Consider the following 16011-nt stretch of genomic DNA (forward strand, 5'->3'; position numbering starts at 1 on the left):
TGTTACAGCCTCTCCAATGTCAAGTCGATAATATCTATCCGTGTGCCTAGTGGCACTGTATAGTTTGAAAAGCCAACGCCAACATAATCATGCTGTGCAAAGTTCAATTTAGCTTTGAGGGTTGTCACGATTCCTTTCTCAACTGTTTTTGAATCCATTCTTTGAGCACGCTGTGCTTTTCCTGTTTTATAAAAAGCAACTAGCCCAAAATCTGCAATCGTTCCATTCGCCTCCACCGTCAGACTAACTTGGTACTCTGACGACTTTTTTTGAAATTGATCTGAAAATCTAAAGTTCAGCCTGCCAATATCAGAGATATCCTTTGCCACATAGGCTGTCAAGTAGTCTGAGCTGACACGTTGCCAGAATCTCTGATACCATTGCGGTGCCAAAATAAAATCTGGATGTTCTATGCCTTTTAAAATAGCTGTGTCAAACTTTTCAAACACGTCTTCGGCACTCAGATTTTCTAAAATCATCTGACTCATCAGCTTATAACGTTGATAATTATAGATGTATTTGGCATCAGGTGATGCTAACACATCCTGTAATTCTGCCTTGTGCGAGCGATACTCCGGCGCAAGAAGATGGACAATAGGCGACTGATTATGGCGTTCTGGCAGACTAAACATCAATAAAATACGGTCGTCTTGTAAGACTTTGATTTGATTTGCAAATGCATAGGCTTCAAGACCTTGCTCAGAATAAAACGACACCATATGACCTGCAAAATAAAATTTGTCAAGTTGAGCCGCCTTATCAACAAACTGATGATAGTAAGCATCGTCAATCCCGTCAGAACGCATTTTTGCAACATTCAAGATAATAGCACCACCATTGATCAGTTTCCCGCGCCGCATGAGATCATGAGAAATATGACTGTCCGTACGCCCTGGTACTTCACTTGCCCCGATGATATAGTTATCTTCAAACGCTTCAAAATAAACATCTGAAATATCATCAAAAAAAGTGATGTCAAAGTCAAAACTCATGGCTCGATCTACCGTATCAGGCAGATATTTTCCAGCCAACAAAGGATAATAAACCTGAATCGGCCAGATTGAAAACATCTCTGATACATCATAATCTTTGAGGTAGGCAAATTCTTCTTGATCTATCTGAGTATAAACAACTTTTTGACCATAATGTGCTGCAATCTTCTGCATATCTGCCAAGTACTCATCTGAAATATAATCAGAAAAGGCATAAAAAGTGATGTCATACGCCTTATGAAGCTCAAAAAAATTGGTCAGAAAAGTCGGTGCTTGACTAAAATAGCCACTGTCACCTTTCCCAATGAGATTAATTTGTTTTTTCTCAATCATTTACTTATCCTTGTAATGTTAAAACGTTTGATGACAGCTTTTTCCCCCAGATCAAAGTTTGTCGTCTATATGCCAACCAAAAACCAGTCTGACATAGGCTTAAAAGTCGCTTTTTTCGTGATGACGTCTCCGTCTTGTTTGACCACTTCAAAGGGGATACGTTCACCGACTTTGACTTGGTTTGTTAGATAAAACTCAATCACCTGCGTCTCAATTATCTCAAGATCAATCTCATAAGTTTCCTGTCCAACAAACGGTATCATTGGTAAAAACGAGGCTTCACGTGGCTTCTCGCTTACCTGAGTCAATGCTATCTCTAAACTATCCCCCACTTTTGCAAATGTAAAATAGCGTGTTGACAAAGGCATTTTGACATCAAACCTTACTGGATTTAAAACAGATTGATTCAGCTCAACATAACTAGCATCCATTGACTCCAGAGTCTTAATTATATTTGCTAAGAAATAGGGCACGCCTCCATGTTCCACCAACGCTATATGCTTACTGACACCATTCGTAGTATCAAATGCTATAGCCAAATCAATCAACTGCACACGTTTATCCCAAATGACTTGGTAATGCGGCCAAAAGGCTTGGCTATCTGACGACGACATAATCGTAATTTTTGCATCTTTACTATCACTGCGCATAAACGGCTCTAACACCTCACCAAATGACGTCGGAATCTGATCTCGCAAGAGACTATAGTCTCTATTGTGCAAATAAGCAACCGTCAGAGCCGGTTCATGTGCGACGGCATAATAATCCCCTGCAAGTGCATGTAAAACTGCCCCAAACCCGCCACGACTTGACCCCATAAGCAGAACACGCGCTTTATCAATCTTCAAATCCTGATAAGTTTTTTTAATTAAGTTTTGAACATCTGAGATATAGTCCGGATAATTTTCTGTATTCATGAAAAATGACCCTGAGATCAGATTGGTATCTGCTATTTCTAGGATGTAGGTATTTCTTGGCAGATGCTTTTTTAAGTCTCGAAAAATTTCTTCTCTGCCAAACATGCGACCACGCGCATTGACATCATAAATAAGAAAGGGCGGAAAAACAACAACTAGCTTGTTCTTAAAACTTGTCGAAGGTGTTTTGGGCTGCGTTATCCGGTACTGTAACTTACCAACATGTCCAAATCCAAAGTCAAGATTTGTCAACTTGACAAAGCGGTACTCACCAGTATCCGTGTTATATCCATCTACTGTATAGCCTTGATTGGCATAATCCTTGATTTTGTGATAATTAGTAACGCTTTTTTGCCTATGAAACGTTGTCATATCTCCACGATCATTTTCAAATTTCTCGAAAAATTCTATCTCTGACATAACTCTCCTCCCTGTTAGCTATCTGTCAACTTCTCTATCGAAATATCTATCAAATCAATGACAGACCCGATTGGCACACCATATGATGAAAAGCCAATACCATCGTAATTTTTTGAGGCAAAGTTTATCGTCGCCGTAAAAGTCGTTGGCTCCTGACTTGCAACTGGACCAGATGTTAATCGGGTAAGTTTACTACTATTATTACTAAACCCAATCATACCAAGGTTCTCAATCGTAAGCGATGACTGAATCACGAGCTTAACTTGATAATCTCCCTGAGTTTTTCTTGCCATGAATTGTTTGGAAAAACGATAGTTCAGCCGTGCTATTTGTTTTTCTTCACTTTCTTGGATACGATTGCTATCCAAAAAAAGAGATTTGACATGCTTCATGATATTTTTACGACTCACAAAATTAGGTAGCAGGTTAAAATTGCTGTACTTGCTCGCACGCACTAGTTTTGCATCAAAGTACTGGTAAACCTCGTCAGAAGTTAATACTCCAAGTAACATCTGCGCCTTAAGTTCATATTGCGCCCGTTGATAGATCAAATCTGGATAATCACCCGTCAGAACATGGCTTAAATCACTTTGAAAGACTGCCTTCAAGGCACCGACTAAATGTATGATTGGCGCTTTTTCTTCATACAAACCATGAGAAATGCGATTATCCGTTATGACTTTGATATGTTCTAAAAAGGTAAATGCTAGCAATCCCTGATCTGCAAAAAAACTCACCGTATTTCTAAAAACTTTAACTGGTGGTAGCTGCGCTGACTTTGCAACAAAGTCCTGCATATATTGTCCATCGATATGATTTGCTCGCAAAGCTGCCACGTTCAACATCAGAACGCCTGTATTGATAAGGAGCCCCCGCCGCAGCTCTGACGGAGTGATAGTCGCCTGTTCCTTGAAAATAATATCGCGCTTTCCGATAAAATAATTACCATCAAAGTCAGCGTGATAGAAGCTCATAATCTGACCTACAAAAAGCACATCTAAGTCAAAATAAACAGCACGATCAACTGACTCAGGCAGATATTTTCCTGCAAGCATGTAGTAATAGGCCTGTTTTGGCCATCTGTCAGCACCCGCATCATAGTCCTTCAAAAAGTCAAATTCATTTTCTGATATTTTGACGTAGTTAAACGTTTGCCCATAGCGCTCTGCAATCGCTGATAACTGCGTTTGATGTTTTGTAGATAAAGCATCACAAAATGCAAAAAATCTAACGTCAAACTCTGAGTGAAGGTCACAAAAATTGACAAAAAATGCCGGTGCTTCATCAAAAAAATGGTCATCGCCACAGATGACGACATTAAGTTCTTCTCGCATGCTTTTCCTTTATCGTTTACAACGTCTCAAAAACATCAGAAAATAGTTCTTCTACAATTTGTTTTTCAGGTTGCGCTTGGTGTAACCATTTCGCAGTATTTGCGATCTGGTTTTCTAGTAATGTATCGCCATTTGTCAATATTTCCTGCATTTCAGCTTCAAGCCTATCAAACTGAGTGAGTCTATGGACACCATCCATGAGTGCCTCACCATCTTGACTCAGTTTTTTATGACCCTCACGCTCCAGCCAAACAATCGGCGTACGCAGTATCTGAGACTCATATAAGATAGAAACACCGTCTGCAATAACCAAGTCAGCCGCCTTGACAAGCGCATGCATCCCTCGGTCAGCAACAACTCTTGCATTAGGTAAGGCTTCCCATTTTTGAACAAATTCTCTATATTTTTGAGGATTATGTGTTTGAAACTCGGGATGCGGATTCAGTATAAAGGCATAATCAGGATATTTCTCAATCAAGGCAAGGTATTTATCAAAAAATTGTCCCAAAACACCAAACTGCAAGCCCTTATCCTCGATTGTAAAATGCGCAACAATAACAATTTTTTTCTTGAAATCACGCATTTCCTCAGGCCAATATGCCTCAGTTTGTGCAATAGAGACTGCTTTAATATTGCCAACATCATGATACTTATCAGCAATGTCTTGGCGTCCAGCTTTCTCATAGTTATCTTTTTCGTTTTGTGACAGAGTCCCATAGATCACGTTTCCGTAAAGATAATAAGGGCTCGTATTTGTTGCTGGATCCATCCATTGTGCCGTATCATCAGAAATAAAGTTATCAATAACCGTATAAAAAATACTGTTTAGCTTGGCATATGACAGACTTGGTGCACTAAAGACCTTGTGCCAGCCATCTTCCCATGGATCTTGTCGAAAGATAAAGTGCGGTAAGAATGTTTTCAAGCTCTGAGCCAGTTCATCAGGCTCTCCAGTCTCAAATGCAATGCCTGCCGCCTTGAGTTCGTCGTTTAATTTTGGTAAGATGTTTGCACCATTTGGAATCACCCATGGCACCGTGTAAACTTTCAGCTCAAACCGTTCATCTACTTGCAATCGTAGCATCAAATCTCGCATGGCAACAACGCTGCCATACTTATGGAGTAAAAAGGCTACTTTTACCTTTCCCTCACTGAGTTTTGTCATTTTGAAATTCAGCTTTTGTATGATAGCGTGGGCTGTTTTTCTCTCAGATCTTAGGCTGTCATTTTCTACCTGCTCATCCAACAACATCTCATCTAGCCTCGCTGCATGCTTTAAATTATTCACTTTCAAAAATCTGGGATTGATACCCATTTTTCCTTCAAAACGACCTGGTGTCGTTTCAACCAGTGTCATTTTTAGTTGATGATTATTATCATATATCAATAACGCTTCATCTGCTATCGTCCAAAAAGAAAGATTTGAACTTGTACTATTTTCAATCTTGCCATCTGCTGTGAACCTGACATTTTCTGAAAAAGTTCTTGCAAAAGGCCTACCATATGCCCAGATAGTACTTGTTAGGAGTTCTTTTTTTATCATTTTCTTTATTCCCCATTTTTTTACTATAATGCTATCTTAAACTATATTATCTATCTATTATACCAAAAAACACGCTATTTAGCGCGTTTTCGCTTTATGGTCACAGTCTTACTTGATTGCTAAAAGTGACTTGATTTGTTGCACTTGAAGTTCTGTGTATTTTTCTGGATCTGCTTTTTGAAGTTGGGCGAGTTGCGCTGCTTTTGCAGGATCTGCTTTAACTTCAGCAGCCATTTTAGCTTGTAGCTCTGGCGCTTTCTTTTGCAGTTCAGCTGCTTGTTTTTGTGTCAAAACAAGCCAAGTTTTTGCTGGCACTTTGACGACATTTTTTTCCTTAACAAGCTCACCGTCTTCATCGCCGATACCAAAGATCACTTTGAAAAAGTCATTTGACCATGTTCGTGTTGTTTTAGTCGTCGTCAATGTCGCTTTTTTGACTGCTGCCGTTTTATAAGTAGCAGATTTTTTAACACTTTCACTGATGTGTTTTTTATCTGGTGTGAAATGCGCACTTGGCTTTTTATCCGTTGCTTTATCTCGGTAAACTAGGACATAATCTCCTGATTTTGTACCAATTGGCACATCAATCATCATACCAAAACTAGCATTTGTATCACCAGCCGTATAAATCTCAGTCGTTGTTGTTTTCGATACAGTTTTCATGCCCCAATGATGGCTAAAATGCGCCGTCAAGCCACCCACGCTAAGCGCAAGCAAGATAAAACTAATGCCACCAAAAATCCAGCGGACAAGGTCTGCTTTTGTGAACATAAAGAAGTAAAAAACAAGTACAGCGAAAATCGCAATGATAGGAATAATCATGATTATTTACCTCCTTTTACATCTGCAGTCGCAGTTTCATCTTTTCCTTCGATATGTTTACCCTTGCGCAACAGTCCTGAAATCAAAAGACCAATCACAGCAAATAAGAAACCAAGGAAGAATGACACGTGAAAACCATCTAAACTAGCATGAATCATCTTTTCAGCATAAGCCAATGGATTTGACGTTTGTAGCGATTTTGCCGGTGTGTTATTTGTGATGATATTTTGTGTGACAGATGACAAGAGAGCAACGACAACTGCTGAGGCAACTTGCCGTGCTGTATTGTTACTTGCTGTCCCTTGTGCGGCTTCTTGAGGTGGCAGAGCTGACATGGCTGATGCAGTCAGTGGCATCATGACCATGGCAATCCCAAACATACGAAGCGCATACATGGTTGTAATGAAGATAGTAGACGTTGTTTCGCTCAAAAACATGAACGGCAACGTCCCGATAGCTAGGATAGTAAAGCCGACACGAGCAAGGCGTTTTGCCCCGACTTTATCGTAAGCAGCTCCCGCAAGCGGTGACACAATCCCCATCATCAAAGCCCCAGGCAAGAGTGCAATCCCTGAGTTCAAAGCTGATAAACCACGAACATTTTGCAAATAAAGTGGCAACATCATCTCAACACCCATCATGGCCATCATAGATAGCGCAATCGCAGCTGTTGTCACGGTAAATTGTTTGTTAAGGAAAACTTTAACGTCCAAAAACGGATCGCTCATGCGAGTTTGACGTAAAACAAACAAGACGATAATCAGGATACCAACCACGATTGGTACGATAACTTTCGGCACATTGCCCCAACCTTCTGTTGCAACGTTTGTGAATCCCCAAAGAAAGAGTCCGAAACCTAGAATAGATTCAACCAATGACAAGAAATCGAGTTTCATCGGACGGTTTGGAATGACGTCTTTCAAGACAAATGGTGACAAGACAAATGCGATTGTGATGACCACAAGTGGCAAGATAAAGATTGTCCGCCAAGAGTTTGAGATGGTAAGTCCCAAAATCACATGATTTTTTTCCAAAATCCAACCTGACAAAGTTGGTCCGATAGCTGGTGCAAGCCCAATCACGAGTCCACCAAGCCCCATGGCTTTACCGCGTTCTTCGGCTGGGAAGATATTGACCATGACGACTTGCATCAAGGGCATAGTGATCCCAACTGCGATGGCTTGGATAATCCGTCCTGCTAGAAAGACAGTCCAATTTGAAGTCGGTGCAACGCTCGCCGTAAACATACCTATAAATAATAGCGCATAAGCCACAACATAGAGCCATTTTGTAGAAAACTTCGTTGTTAAATAGGCTGAAACGGGAACCATGATACCGTTTGCAAGCAAAAACCATGTCGTTGCTTCCTGTGCTGTCGACAGGTTAATATCGAAGTCTTTCATAAGAGATGGAAGCGCCGTCCCAAGTGACGTCTGCATCAGCATCCCTGCAAATGTCGCAACCAGAATCAAGACAAGCATAGCCATACGTTTATATGGTTTGCCATGAATATCAAGTGTCGGTGCTTTTGTAGTAGTATCTGACAATGTATTTCTCCTTTAATTTAATTCATTACGTTTGTCTTTCAAGAGACAATAGATGTAATTGCATTATTTAGTTTACGACTTTCATTTTGCTTTGTCAAGGATTTTGTTAACTAAGTTTACAATAAAACGTTTTCATACATTATTTTGGTGATAATATCAAAAAAAGCAGCTCTTGTGAGTTGCTTTCTTCATTAAATATCAATCGTTGAATATTGTGCATTGGCTTCAATGAAGTCACGGCGTGGTTCCACGCGATCACCCATGAGCATGTCAAAGATTTGATCAGCTTCTGCTGCGTCATCAACGCTGACTTGTGCCATGGTTCTGTATTCTGGATCCATGGTCGTTTCCCAGAGCTGATGGTCATCCATTTCACCAAGCCCTTTATAACGCTGGACGATTGGCTTACGATTCCCATTCGTCATACTGGCAACTGTTTCTTGAAGCTCTTGTTCCTGATTAACACCGGGTTGGATGTAGGTGATATTATCGCCAAGTTTCACGCCATAAATCGGTGGCTGTGCAATATAAACATAGCCTGCCTCAACGACTGGGCGCATGTAGCGATAAAATAGCGTCAAGAGCAGGGTTCTGATGTGCGCACCGTCAACATCGGCATCGGTCATAATGACAAGCTTGTGATAACGTGCTTTTGACACATCAAAATCAGCACCAAAACCAGTCCCCATCGCAGTAAACAGCGAGCGAATTTCTTCATTGGCCAGAATTTTATCCATGCTTGCTTTTTCGACGTTTAAAATCTTACCTCGAATCGGCAAAATCGCTTGAAACTCACGATTTCGACCAGACTTGGCAGAACCACCGGCTGAGTCTCCTTCGACGATGAAGATTTCAGTTTGTGTCGGATCGTTAGATGAGCAGTCTGCTAATTTCCCTGGTAAGTTTGAGATTTCAAGTCCTGATTTTTTACGAGTCACTTCGCGGGCACGTTTGGCTGCAATGCGCGCCTTACTTGCAAGAATTCCTTTTTCAACGATTCTGCGTGCAACTTGCGGATTTTCAAGCAAAAATGTCGTTAATTCTTCGCTGAAAAGTTTATTTACGATACCTGAAACTTCAGAGTTACCTAACTTTGTCTTGGTTTGTCCTTCAAACTGCGGATTCGGGTGTTTGACAGAAATGACTGCCGTCAGACCTTCACGAACGTCATCACCCGTCAGATTCTCCTCATTTTCTTTGAGGAGTTTGTTAGTCTTGGCGTAGTTGTTAATCACGCGCGTCAGAGCTGTTCTAAACCCTTGTTCATGCGTTCCACCTTCGTGGGTGCTGATATTATTTGCAAATGACAACACCGTTGAGTGATAGTCCCCTGTATATTGCATAGCAACTTCGACTGCAATCCCGTCCATCTCGCCTTCGGTGAAAATAGCTGGTTCAAACAAGGCTGTTTTCTTTTCATTGAGATAGGCAACATAGGACTGAATCCCACCTTCATAGTGGTAATGCAGGGTTTCAGCTTCGTCAGGGCGTTTATCTGTGATTGAGATGCGCAAACCACGGTTTAAAAAGGCAAGCTCACGCACGCGCTTCGCTAGTTTTTCAAACTCAAACTCAGTCGTTTCCGTGAAAATCGTCGGATCTGGTGTAAAATGGACAGTTGTCCCGTGTTTATCGGTGTCTCCAATAAGTTTGAGGTCCTCTCCAACTATACCACGGTGATATTCTTGGAAATATTGTTTACCTTGCGTAAAAACGTTGACATCTAACTGTGTCGACAGGGCATTGACGACTGATGAGCCTACGCCGTGCAAACCACCAGAGACTTTATAGCCGCCTCCGCCAAATTTACCACCCGCGTGAAGCACAGTAAAGACTGTTTCAACTGCTGGACGACCTGTTTTTTCCTGGATACCAACTGGAATACCACGTCCATCGTCGATAACCGTAATCGAATTATCTGGCTCAATAAAGACTTCGATATGCGTTGCAAATCCAGCAAGCGCCTCATCAATCGAGTTATCCACAATTTCCCAGACCAAATGATGCAGTCCTTCTGCTGAGGTCGAGCCGATATACATCCCTGGTCGCATGCGAACAGCTTCAAGCCCTTCTAGGACTTGAATCTGACTAGCATCATACTCGGCTGCTCTTTCTTTTAAGTCTTGCGCTTTATCTATCACGTCGTTTGCTTCGTTTTCTAGTGTCAAAATAAACCTCTTCTTATTTCCTAAAATCAGCTGAGCTGACTTTTTCATCGGTCCTTCTCTACTTAAAAATAAATAGAGATACCACTATATTATACCATTTTTCAGACAAAAAAACACCTGCCAAGCCGTGATCAGAAAGCAGGTGTTTGTTTTAATTTTTAGTCTTCTTTTAGCGTCAAAATCTCTGACAGATTGCTCACGGTATATGTCGCTGTCATGATTTCTTGGCTGTCTTGTGTCGCATTGTCATCAAAATAAATCGTTGCGATACCAGCATTCTCGCCTGCTACAACGTCTATCGCCCGATCACCAATCATGACTGGCTTTGCCATCTGGTACTTATCAAGCAGATAGTTAATTGACTCTGGACTTGGCTTTCTAGCAAACCCGTTGCTTGCTGTCACAACTTCCTTGAAATAGCTTGAGATGCCTGCCGTCTCAAGGATTTCTAGGACTTGATCATTGCGATGCGAGATCATAAAATTTCGTTGACCATTTTGGCAAATGGTTGCAAGCACCTTTGCAGCGTCTTTGAACAAGACGGGGTGCGTGAGGGCTTTTGCCTCTGTTTTTTTGTACGCCGCAGCAAAATCAGGCAGACCAGCTGCAAACTCTGAAATGGCAAAGTCTGTCGACGTTCGAAGTGCTTCGTAGATAGCATCATGTGACACACTTACCCCAAAACTCGCAAGAACCTCCTGAAAAGCCGCTGCTGACGTCTCGTAGTTGTCAAGCAAGGTCCCGCCCAAATCCCATATATAATCTGTAAAAATCATGATTTTCCTTCTTCCAAAGATAGCCAGATGACGCTTACAAGTGTGACTGCCATTGCGATACCTGTCACAGCGTCAAAGCGCATGCCAAATAGGATGACGCTGAAAACTGCGGCGAGAATTGGCTCCATGGCGGCACAGACTTCTGCAACAACAGGCGAGATATGCTTGATCGCACTCATGTTAAACATGAACGCAATCGCTGTGCCAACTACCGCAACACCAAGCGCAAGCGACAGACTTTTGACATTGAGCGTGAAGTCCAGCCGCCAAACTGGGTAGACGATATTCATGACGACGCCTGCTATCAGCATACCCCAGCCTGTTACGTTGATCACCTCATAGGTCTGTAACAGTCGTTTTGGTAAAAGTGAGTAGCTGACTACTGCAACTGCAGATAAAAGGCCTAGAATCAGCGCAAGCGGTGACAAGGTCATTGTGGCAATATTGCCATGCGTCGTCAGAAAGAAAATACCAACGAGCGCGACCAAAACTAGCATAACAGACTTTACAGACGGTTTCTGATGGCGAAAAATCGCCAGATAGGTCAGAAGAAAGACTGGCGCTGTGAACTGAAGTACAGTTGCTGTCGCTGCATTTGCGGCCTGTATGCAGGCGTAAAATGTCAGCTGAACCATCAGAACTCCAAAAATCGCAAAACTGATCAGCGGCAGAATATTACGCTTTTCTCGCCAAATCGCAAAAAAATCTGACGGGCTTTGGATAAATGAGATAACAAGCAAAATCACCCCAGCCACTAAGAGTCTAAAAGACGTGATCCACATGGCATTACCACCAAAATTTTCAAAAAAGATTTGGCCGAAGATGCCTGAAAACGCCCAAAAAAATCCTGCCATAATCGCATAGATTGTCCCTTTTAGCACACTTGTCTTGATAGATTTCATGCTACTATTTTATCATAATATCTGCCAGATGTTTCACTATATCTTGTTTTTCAGGTTCATTTCACGCTTTTTTCTGAAATGGGCTGCAAGTCATGACTAGGTCAGATACATTATCAAGAAAAACGTGATCACGCTCAATGATAATCATGGCGGGCTTGAAAGAGTTCAGTAGGCGCTCAATCTGTTCTTGATTAAAGACGTCCAGATAGTTCAGTGGCTCTTCCCAGATGAATGACCCAGCTGTTTCTGACAGAGATTTTGCAAGTTCAACTTTTTTCTGCTGACCAATGGACATCTGCTCGATTTTTTGGCTAACAAAAGAAAACCACTTTTGCAAGTGATTTTCTGTTTGATTTTGATTACCCTTTGAGTTCGATTGCCAAGTCAAGGCCTTTATCGCCTTGCATGAGGCCGTACATTTGCATTGGGATATCTTTAACTGGTGTTTCAGGGAATTTTTTAGTTACTTCGTCAACCATGTAACGTGCTTGTGGGCCAATCATGATAACGTCAGCCTTAGGCCCTTCGCTATCAACTTCTGCAAGCCCGTAAGCTTTGACGTCGAAATCAAGGCCACGTTTTTCAGCTTCTTGTTGCATTTTTTGTGCGAAGAGTGATGTTGACATACCTGCTGAGCAGAATAATTTTACTGTAGTTGTCATGGTAATTTACCTTTTTTCGTTTACATTCTGTAAACGCTTTCTTTCTTTTGATAAGTTTATTATATATCAAAACGACTACTTTGAAAAGTAATCGCTTGCATTTGTGTTATGATACAGACTTATTTGTTCTGTAACGCTTTGCAGTTGTTGAACGTTTTTTGACTTTTTCCATTGGAAAGACAGGCTCTTGGTTGTACTTCATAGACAGGACTAAGCCAAGGCCAATGAGATTGCCAATCAGCGAACTACCACCTTGTGAGATAAAAGGCAGGGGAATCCCGGTAAGTGGCAGGACACCGATGTTTGCGCCTATATTTTCAAAGACATGAAAGAGGATCATCATGGTGATACCGGTCGACACGTAGATATAAAACTGGTTGTTTGCCTGTAAAGTCACGCGAATCATGCGGTAAATCAAGACAAAATAAAGCAAGATCACGAGCGCAGATCCGACAAAGCCAAAGTTTTCGCCGATAACCGTAAAAATCATATCTGACTCACGGACGGGGACACTGACATTTGCGACGTTGAAGCCTTGCCCAAACAAGCCACCGGTCCCAATCGCAATCAGGCCTTGCGCCTGCTGATAGGTCGAGCCTTGGGCATTTGCAAATGGATCACGCCAAGCATCGATCCGCAAGATCTGATAGTTGCCCATGCCGACAGACTTCAGAAAATCGCGGCCCCCGTCAAATGTTGTCAGAAAAATGATCCCACCGCCAAAGACAACTGCAACCGCAACCACCGGCAAAATCAGTCGCCATGAAATACCTGAGACGACCACAATACCTGCAAAAATTGCCATAAAGACAAGCGCCGTCCCGAAGTCTTTTTGTGCAGCTAAGAGCGCCATGACAGGAATCGTCACCAGAAACATGTAGCCTATCAGCAAAAAATCATCTCTGAGTTTGCGCTGTTTCAGCCGATTTTGAAAACTAACGACGATGCGCGCCATGAGCAAGATATAAGAGATTTTCATGAATTCTGACGGCTGAAATAAATTACTGCCGCCGAGATAAACCCAGTTTTTTGCCCCCGTCAGATTGACCGTTGTCTGATCGTAAAACTTCAGCGGTAAGGCCATGAGGACGAGCCCAAAACCATATAAAATCGGCGTGAATCTCCAAAGCATCTTGGCATTAAAGTGCATGACAACAAGTGCAACGATGATCCCTGCAATCCCCCAGGTGACTTGCTGGGTCATCACAGCGGTAAGGCGCGTCGGATAATCATGGCTTGTTGCGATATATAAGACCAAAAGGCCAATCATGCTTAGCAAAAATGCCGGCAAAATCAGCGCATAATCAATTCGACTATCAAAAGTAAGTTTTTGTTTTTTCATTATTTCCATTATACCGTTTTGAGCTGAAAAATAAAGGGGTATTTGCCAAGAAAATCCAGTCTAAAAAATCCGACGCAAGGTCAGATTTTTTTCGTTCCCAGTAAAAGTGAGCTGATAATCACGCTGACACTTGATAAACTCATAGCAAGTGCCGCAAACATTGGACTCAAAAAGCCAAATGCTGCAAGTGGAATGCCTATGATATTGTAGATAAATGCCCAAAAGTAATTTTGATGGATTTTATTGACCGTGAGCTGCGAGAGTTTGAGCAGACTCACGAGTCTCACAAGTGAGTTTGACGACGTGAGCACCACGTCACCAGACTGCATGGCAATATCGCTACCTGCACCCATGGCAACGCCAACAAGTGCACTTGATAAGGCAACAGAATCATTGATCCCATCGCCAATCATCATGGCGTTTGACGTTGCTCTGACGTATTCGGCTTTTTGCGTTGGACTCGTGTTTGCAATCACTTGGTCAAGCTGTAACTGGGCATTGATTTTAGCAGCAGAGGCCGCATTGTCCCCTGTCAACATGACGGTTTTTAGACCATTTTGACGTAGTTCAGAGATGATTTTTTTGGCGTCCTTTTTCACTTCTGATGAAAATGTTGCAATCCCTAATAGCTCAGTTTCATTGGCTAGAAAAATGCTAGTATTTGTTGCTTCATCTCTCATATCTGCATCCGCCACAAAAATACCACGTTCAGCCATGAGCTTTGCATTACCAGCAAAGTAAGCTCTATCCGAGATAAGTCCGCACACACCAAGGCCTGCCAGTTCTTTGAAGTCAGTGACTGTCAGATTTTCCGACTTATCAGACGTCAGCGCTTGTGCCAATGGATGGTTCGACCCTTGTTCAAGGCTTGTCAGAACTGAAAAATCAGCGTCAGAACCCGTCCATTTTTCCAGATGAAACTGACCTGTTGTGAGTGTGCCCGTTTTATCAAAAATGACTGTCTCAACAGTTTTAGCGTGTTCAAGAGCATTGGCATCTTTGATCAGAATTCCGTTTTTAGCGCCCAGACCCGTTGCCACCATGATAGCCGTTGGTGTCGCAAGTCCCAGCGCACAGGGGCAGGAAATCACGAGTACGCCTGTCGCGTGGCTCAGCGCCTGCGTGATGTCAGCGGTCAAAATCAGCGTAAGCGCAAATGTCACAAGCGAAATGCCCAAGACCACGGGCACAAAAATCGCTGAAATCCGATCTGCTACTTTTTGAATCTCTGGCTTTGTCGCCTGCGCGTCAGCCATGGCCATCATCATCTGCGAAATCGCTGATTCATCCTGACTGTGAAGGACGCGCGCCGTGATGTTACCATCAAGATTGATAGCACCTTCCATAACGCTCTGATCGACTGTTTTTGCCACAGGCACAGACTCGCCCGTCAGAGACGACGTGTCAAAATTCGCCGTGCCAGAGATGATTTTCAAATCCAGGGGCACGATTTCTCCTGGTTTGATAAAAATGATCTGATTTTCAGTGACTGTGGCGACATCTTGCTCACGCATGTTTTTCAATGCTTCTGATGTTTTGTTTTCAAGCACATGAACGGTTTTCGCCCGTTTTTTTTGCAAACTTTCAATCGCGGCTGATGTATTTTTTTTAGCTTGATTTTCCAGATTTTTACCTAGTAAAACCAGCGTGATAATAACCGCTGCTGACTCAAAATTCACGGCTTGCGCTTGCTGCATAATCAAGCCTAAAAACAGACTTGAAAAATAAGCTACCGACGTGCCAAGGGCGACTAAAACATCCATATTGGCTGATTTATTTTTCAGGGCCATGTAGGCGCCTCGATAAAATCTAGCACCAAAAATAAACTGGACAGGTGTCGCAAGTATCAGCTGCACCATTGGTTCATGTAACATCATCAAGCCATGAAAGCCAAAAATGCCTGCAAGCATGCCCAAAATCATCGGCAATGTCAAGATTGCAGATAAAACAAATGACCAAAACAGACGTCGCTCCGCTTGACGTTTTGCCAGGGCGATTTTTTCACGATGCGCCTTGTCATCAATAATCGCACCGTAGCCCGCTTTCTCGACGGTTGCTATGATACTCGAAAGATCTGTCTCATCGGTCATGACAACCTTGGCCTTTTCCGTCGCCAAATTGACACTTGCTTCAAGCACTTGTTTTGATGCATTTAGTGCCTTATCGACGCGTGTCACACAGTTGGCGCAGGTCATGCCTGTGATCACAAAAGATTGTGTTTTCATATATTTTATTCCTAAAAAAGCGAGAGCA

12 protein-coding genes and 1 pseudogene are annotated in these 16011 nt (G+C 42.3%); all 13 read right to left on the reverse strand.

The window, feature by feature from the left end:
- Nucleotides 1-2 precede the first annotated feature (2 nt).
- Entirely contained in the window at nt 3-1325 is a 1323-nt protein-coding gene (locus Hs20B_RS03620) for a glycosyltransferase (RefSeq protein WP_172355700.1), read from the reverse strand.
- 65 nt (nt 1326-1390) lie between these two features.
- Nucleotides 1391-2662, reverse strand: coding sequence for an XcbB/CpsF family capsular polysaccharide biosynthesis protein (locus Hs20B_RS03625; RefSeq protein WP_172355702.1), 1272 nt, complete (start codon nt 2660-2662; stop codon nt 1391-1393).
- 14 nt (nt 2663-2676) lie between these two features.
- Nucleotides 2677-3996: a glycosyltransferase family 8 protein gene (locus tag Hs20B_RS03630; protein WP_172355704.1), complete on the reverse strand. Its 1320-nt coding sequence runs from the start codon at nt 3994-3996 to the stop codon at nt 2677-2679.
- A 16-nt stretch (nt 3997-4012) separates the two neighbouring features.
- Nucleotides 4013-5539 carry a glycosyltransferase family protein gene (locus tag Hs20B_RS03635; protein WP_172355706.1) on the reverse strand — a complete coding sequence of 509 codons (1527 nt, stop codon included), beginning with the start codon at nt 5537-5539 and terminating at the stop codon, nt 4013-4015.
- Nucleotides 5540-5647: 108 nt separating this feature from the next.
- The gene (locus Hs20B_RS03640; protein WP_228407463.1) at nt 5648-6361 is read right to left on the reverse strand and encodes a DUF4811 domain-containing protein; all 714 of its coding nucleotides are present in this window, start codon (nt 6359-6361) and stop codon (nt 5648-5650) included.
- Nucleotides 6362-6363: 2 nt separating this feature from the next.
- Nucleotides 6364-7848: an MDR family MFS transporter gene (locus Hs20B_RS03645; RefSeq protein ID WP_172355822.1), complete on the reverse strand. Its 1485-nt coding sequence runs from the start codon at nt 7846-7848 to the stop codon at nt 6364-6366.
- Between the two features lie 251 nt (nt 7849-8099).
- Entirely contained in the window at nt 8100-10046 is a 1947-nt protein-coding gene (gene gyrB / locus Hs20B_RS03650; protein WP_371863840.1) for a DNA topoisomerase (ATP-hydrolyzing) subunit B, read from the reverse strand.
- A 188-nt stretch (nt 10047-10234) separates the two neighbouring features.
- Nucleotides 10235-10852, reverse strand: a complete 618-nt coding sequence (locus Hs20B_RS03655; protein ID WP_172355708.1) for an HAD-IA family hydrolase — start codon at nt 10850-10852, stop codon at nt 10235-10237.
- Complete coding sequence (locus Hs20B_RS03660) at nt 10849-11754, reverse strand: DMT family transporter (RefSeq protein ID WP_172355710.1); 906 nt, start codon at nt 11752-11754, stop codon at nt 10849-10851. The genes Hs20B_RS03655 and Hs20B_RS03660 overlap by 4 nt, the downstream gene beginning before the upstream one ends.
- 61 nt (nt 11755-11815) lie before the next feature.
- Nucleotides 11816-12061 (reverse strand): annotated as a pseudogene (locus Hs20B_RS03665) (P-loop NTPase family protein); the annotation flags it as partial.
- Nucleotides 12062-12113: 52 nt separating this feature from the next.
- Nucleotides 12114-12416 carry a PTS sugar transporter subunit IIB gene (locus tag Hs20B_RS03670; protein ID WP_040525803.1) on the reverse strand — a complete coding sequence of 101 codons (303 nt, stop codon included), beginning with the start codon at nt 12414-12416 and terminating at the stop codon, nt 12114-12116.
- A 106-nt stretch (nt 12417-12522) separates the two neighbouring features.
- Complete coding sequence (locus Hs20B_RS03675) at nt 12523-13767, reverse strand: FtsW/RodA/SpoVE family cell cycle protein (RefSeq protein ID WP_172355714.1); 1245 nt, start codon at nt 13765-13767, stop codon at nt 12523-12525.
- Between the two features lie 71 nt (nt 13768-13838).
- Entirely contained in the window at nt 13839-15983 is a 2145-nt protein-coding gene (locus Hs20B_RS03680) for a heavy metal translocating P-type ATPase (RefSeq protein ID WP_172355716.1), read from the reverse strand.
- Nucleotides 15984-16011 lie beyond the last annotated feature (28 nt).

Origin of the sequence: Pseudolactococcus insecticola, from assembly GCF_011170065.1 — a bacterium.
GTDB classification, from domain to species: Bacteria; Bacillota; Bacilli; order Lactobacillales; family Streptococcaceae; genus Pseudolactococcus; species Pseudolactococcus insecticola.

Bases quoted from the DNA above. Each gene is read 5' to 3' on its own strand.
- Hs20B_RS03620 (WP_172355700.1), bottom strand. From the start codon at position 1,325: ATGATTGAGAAAAAACAAATTAATCTCATTGGGAAAGGTGACAGTGGC.
- Hs20B_RS03625 (WP_172355702.1), bottom strand. From the start codon at position 2,662: ATGTCAGAGATAGAATTTTTCGAGAAATTTGAAAATGATCGTGGAGAT.
- Hs20B_RS03630 (WP_172355704.1), bottom strand. From the start codon at position 3,996: ATGCGAGAAGAACTTAATGTCGTCATCTGTGGCGATGACCATTTTTTT.
- Hs20B_RS03635 (WP_172355706.1), bottom strand. From the start codon at position 5,539: ATGATAAAAAAAGAACTCCTAACAAGTACTATCTGGGCATATGGTAGG.
- Hs20B_RS03640 (WP_228407463.1), bottom strand. From the start codon at position 6,361: ATGATTATTCCTATCATTGCGATTTTCGCTGTACTTGTTTTTTACTTC.
- Hs20B_RS03645 (WP_172355822.1), bottom strand. From the start codon at position 7,848: ATGGCTATGCTTGTCTTGATTCTGGTTGCGACATTTGCAGGGATGCTG.
- Hs20B_RS03655 (WP_172355708.1), bottom strand. From the start codon at position 10,852: ATGATTTTTACAGATTATATATGGGATTTGGGCGGGACCTTGCTTGAC.
- Hs20B_RS03660 (WP_172355710.1), bottom strand. From the start codon at position 11,754: ATGAAATCTATCAAGACAAGTGTGCTAAAAGGGACAATCTATGCGATT.
- Hs20B_RS03670 (WP_040525803.1), bottom strand. From the start codon at position 12,416: ATGACAACTACAGTAAAATTATTCTGCTCAGCAGGTATGTCAACATCA.
- Hs20B_RS03675 (WP_172355714.1), bottom strand. From the start codon at position 13,767: ATGGAAATAATGAAAAAACAAAAACTTACTTTTGATAGTCGAATTGAT.
- Hs20B_RS03680 (WP_172355716.1), bottom strand. From the start codon at position 15,983: ATGAAAACACAATCTTTTGTGATCACAGGCATGACCTGCGCCAACTGT.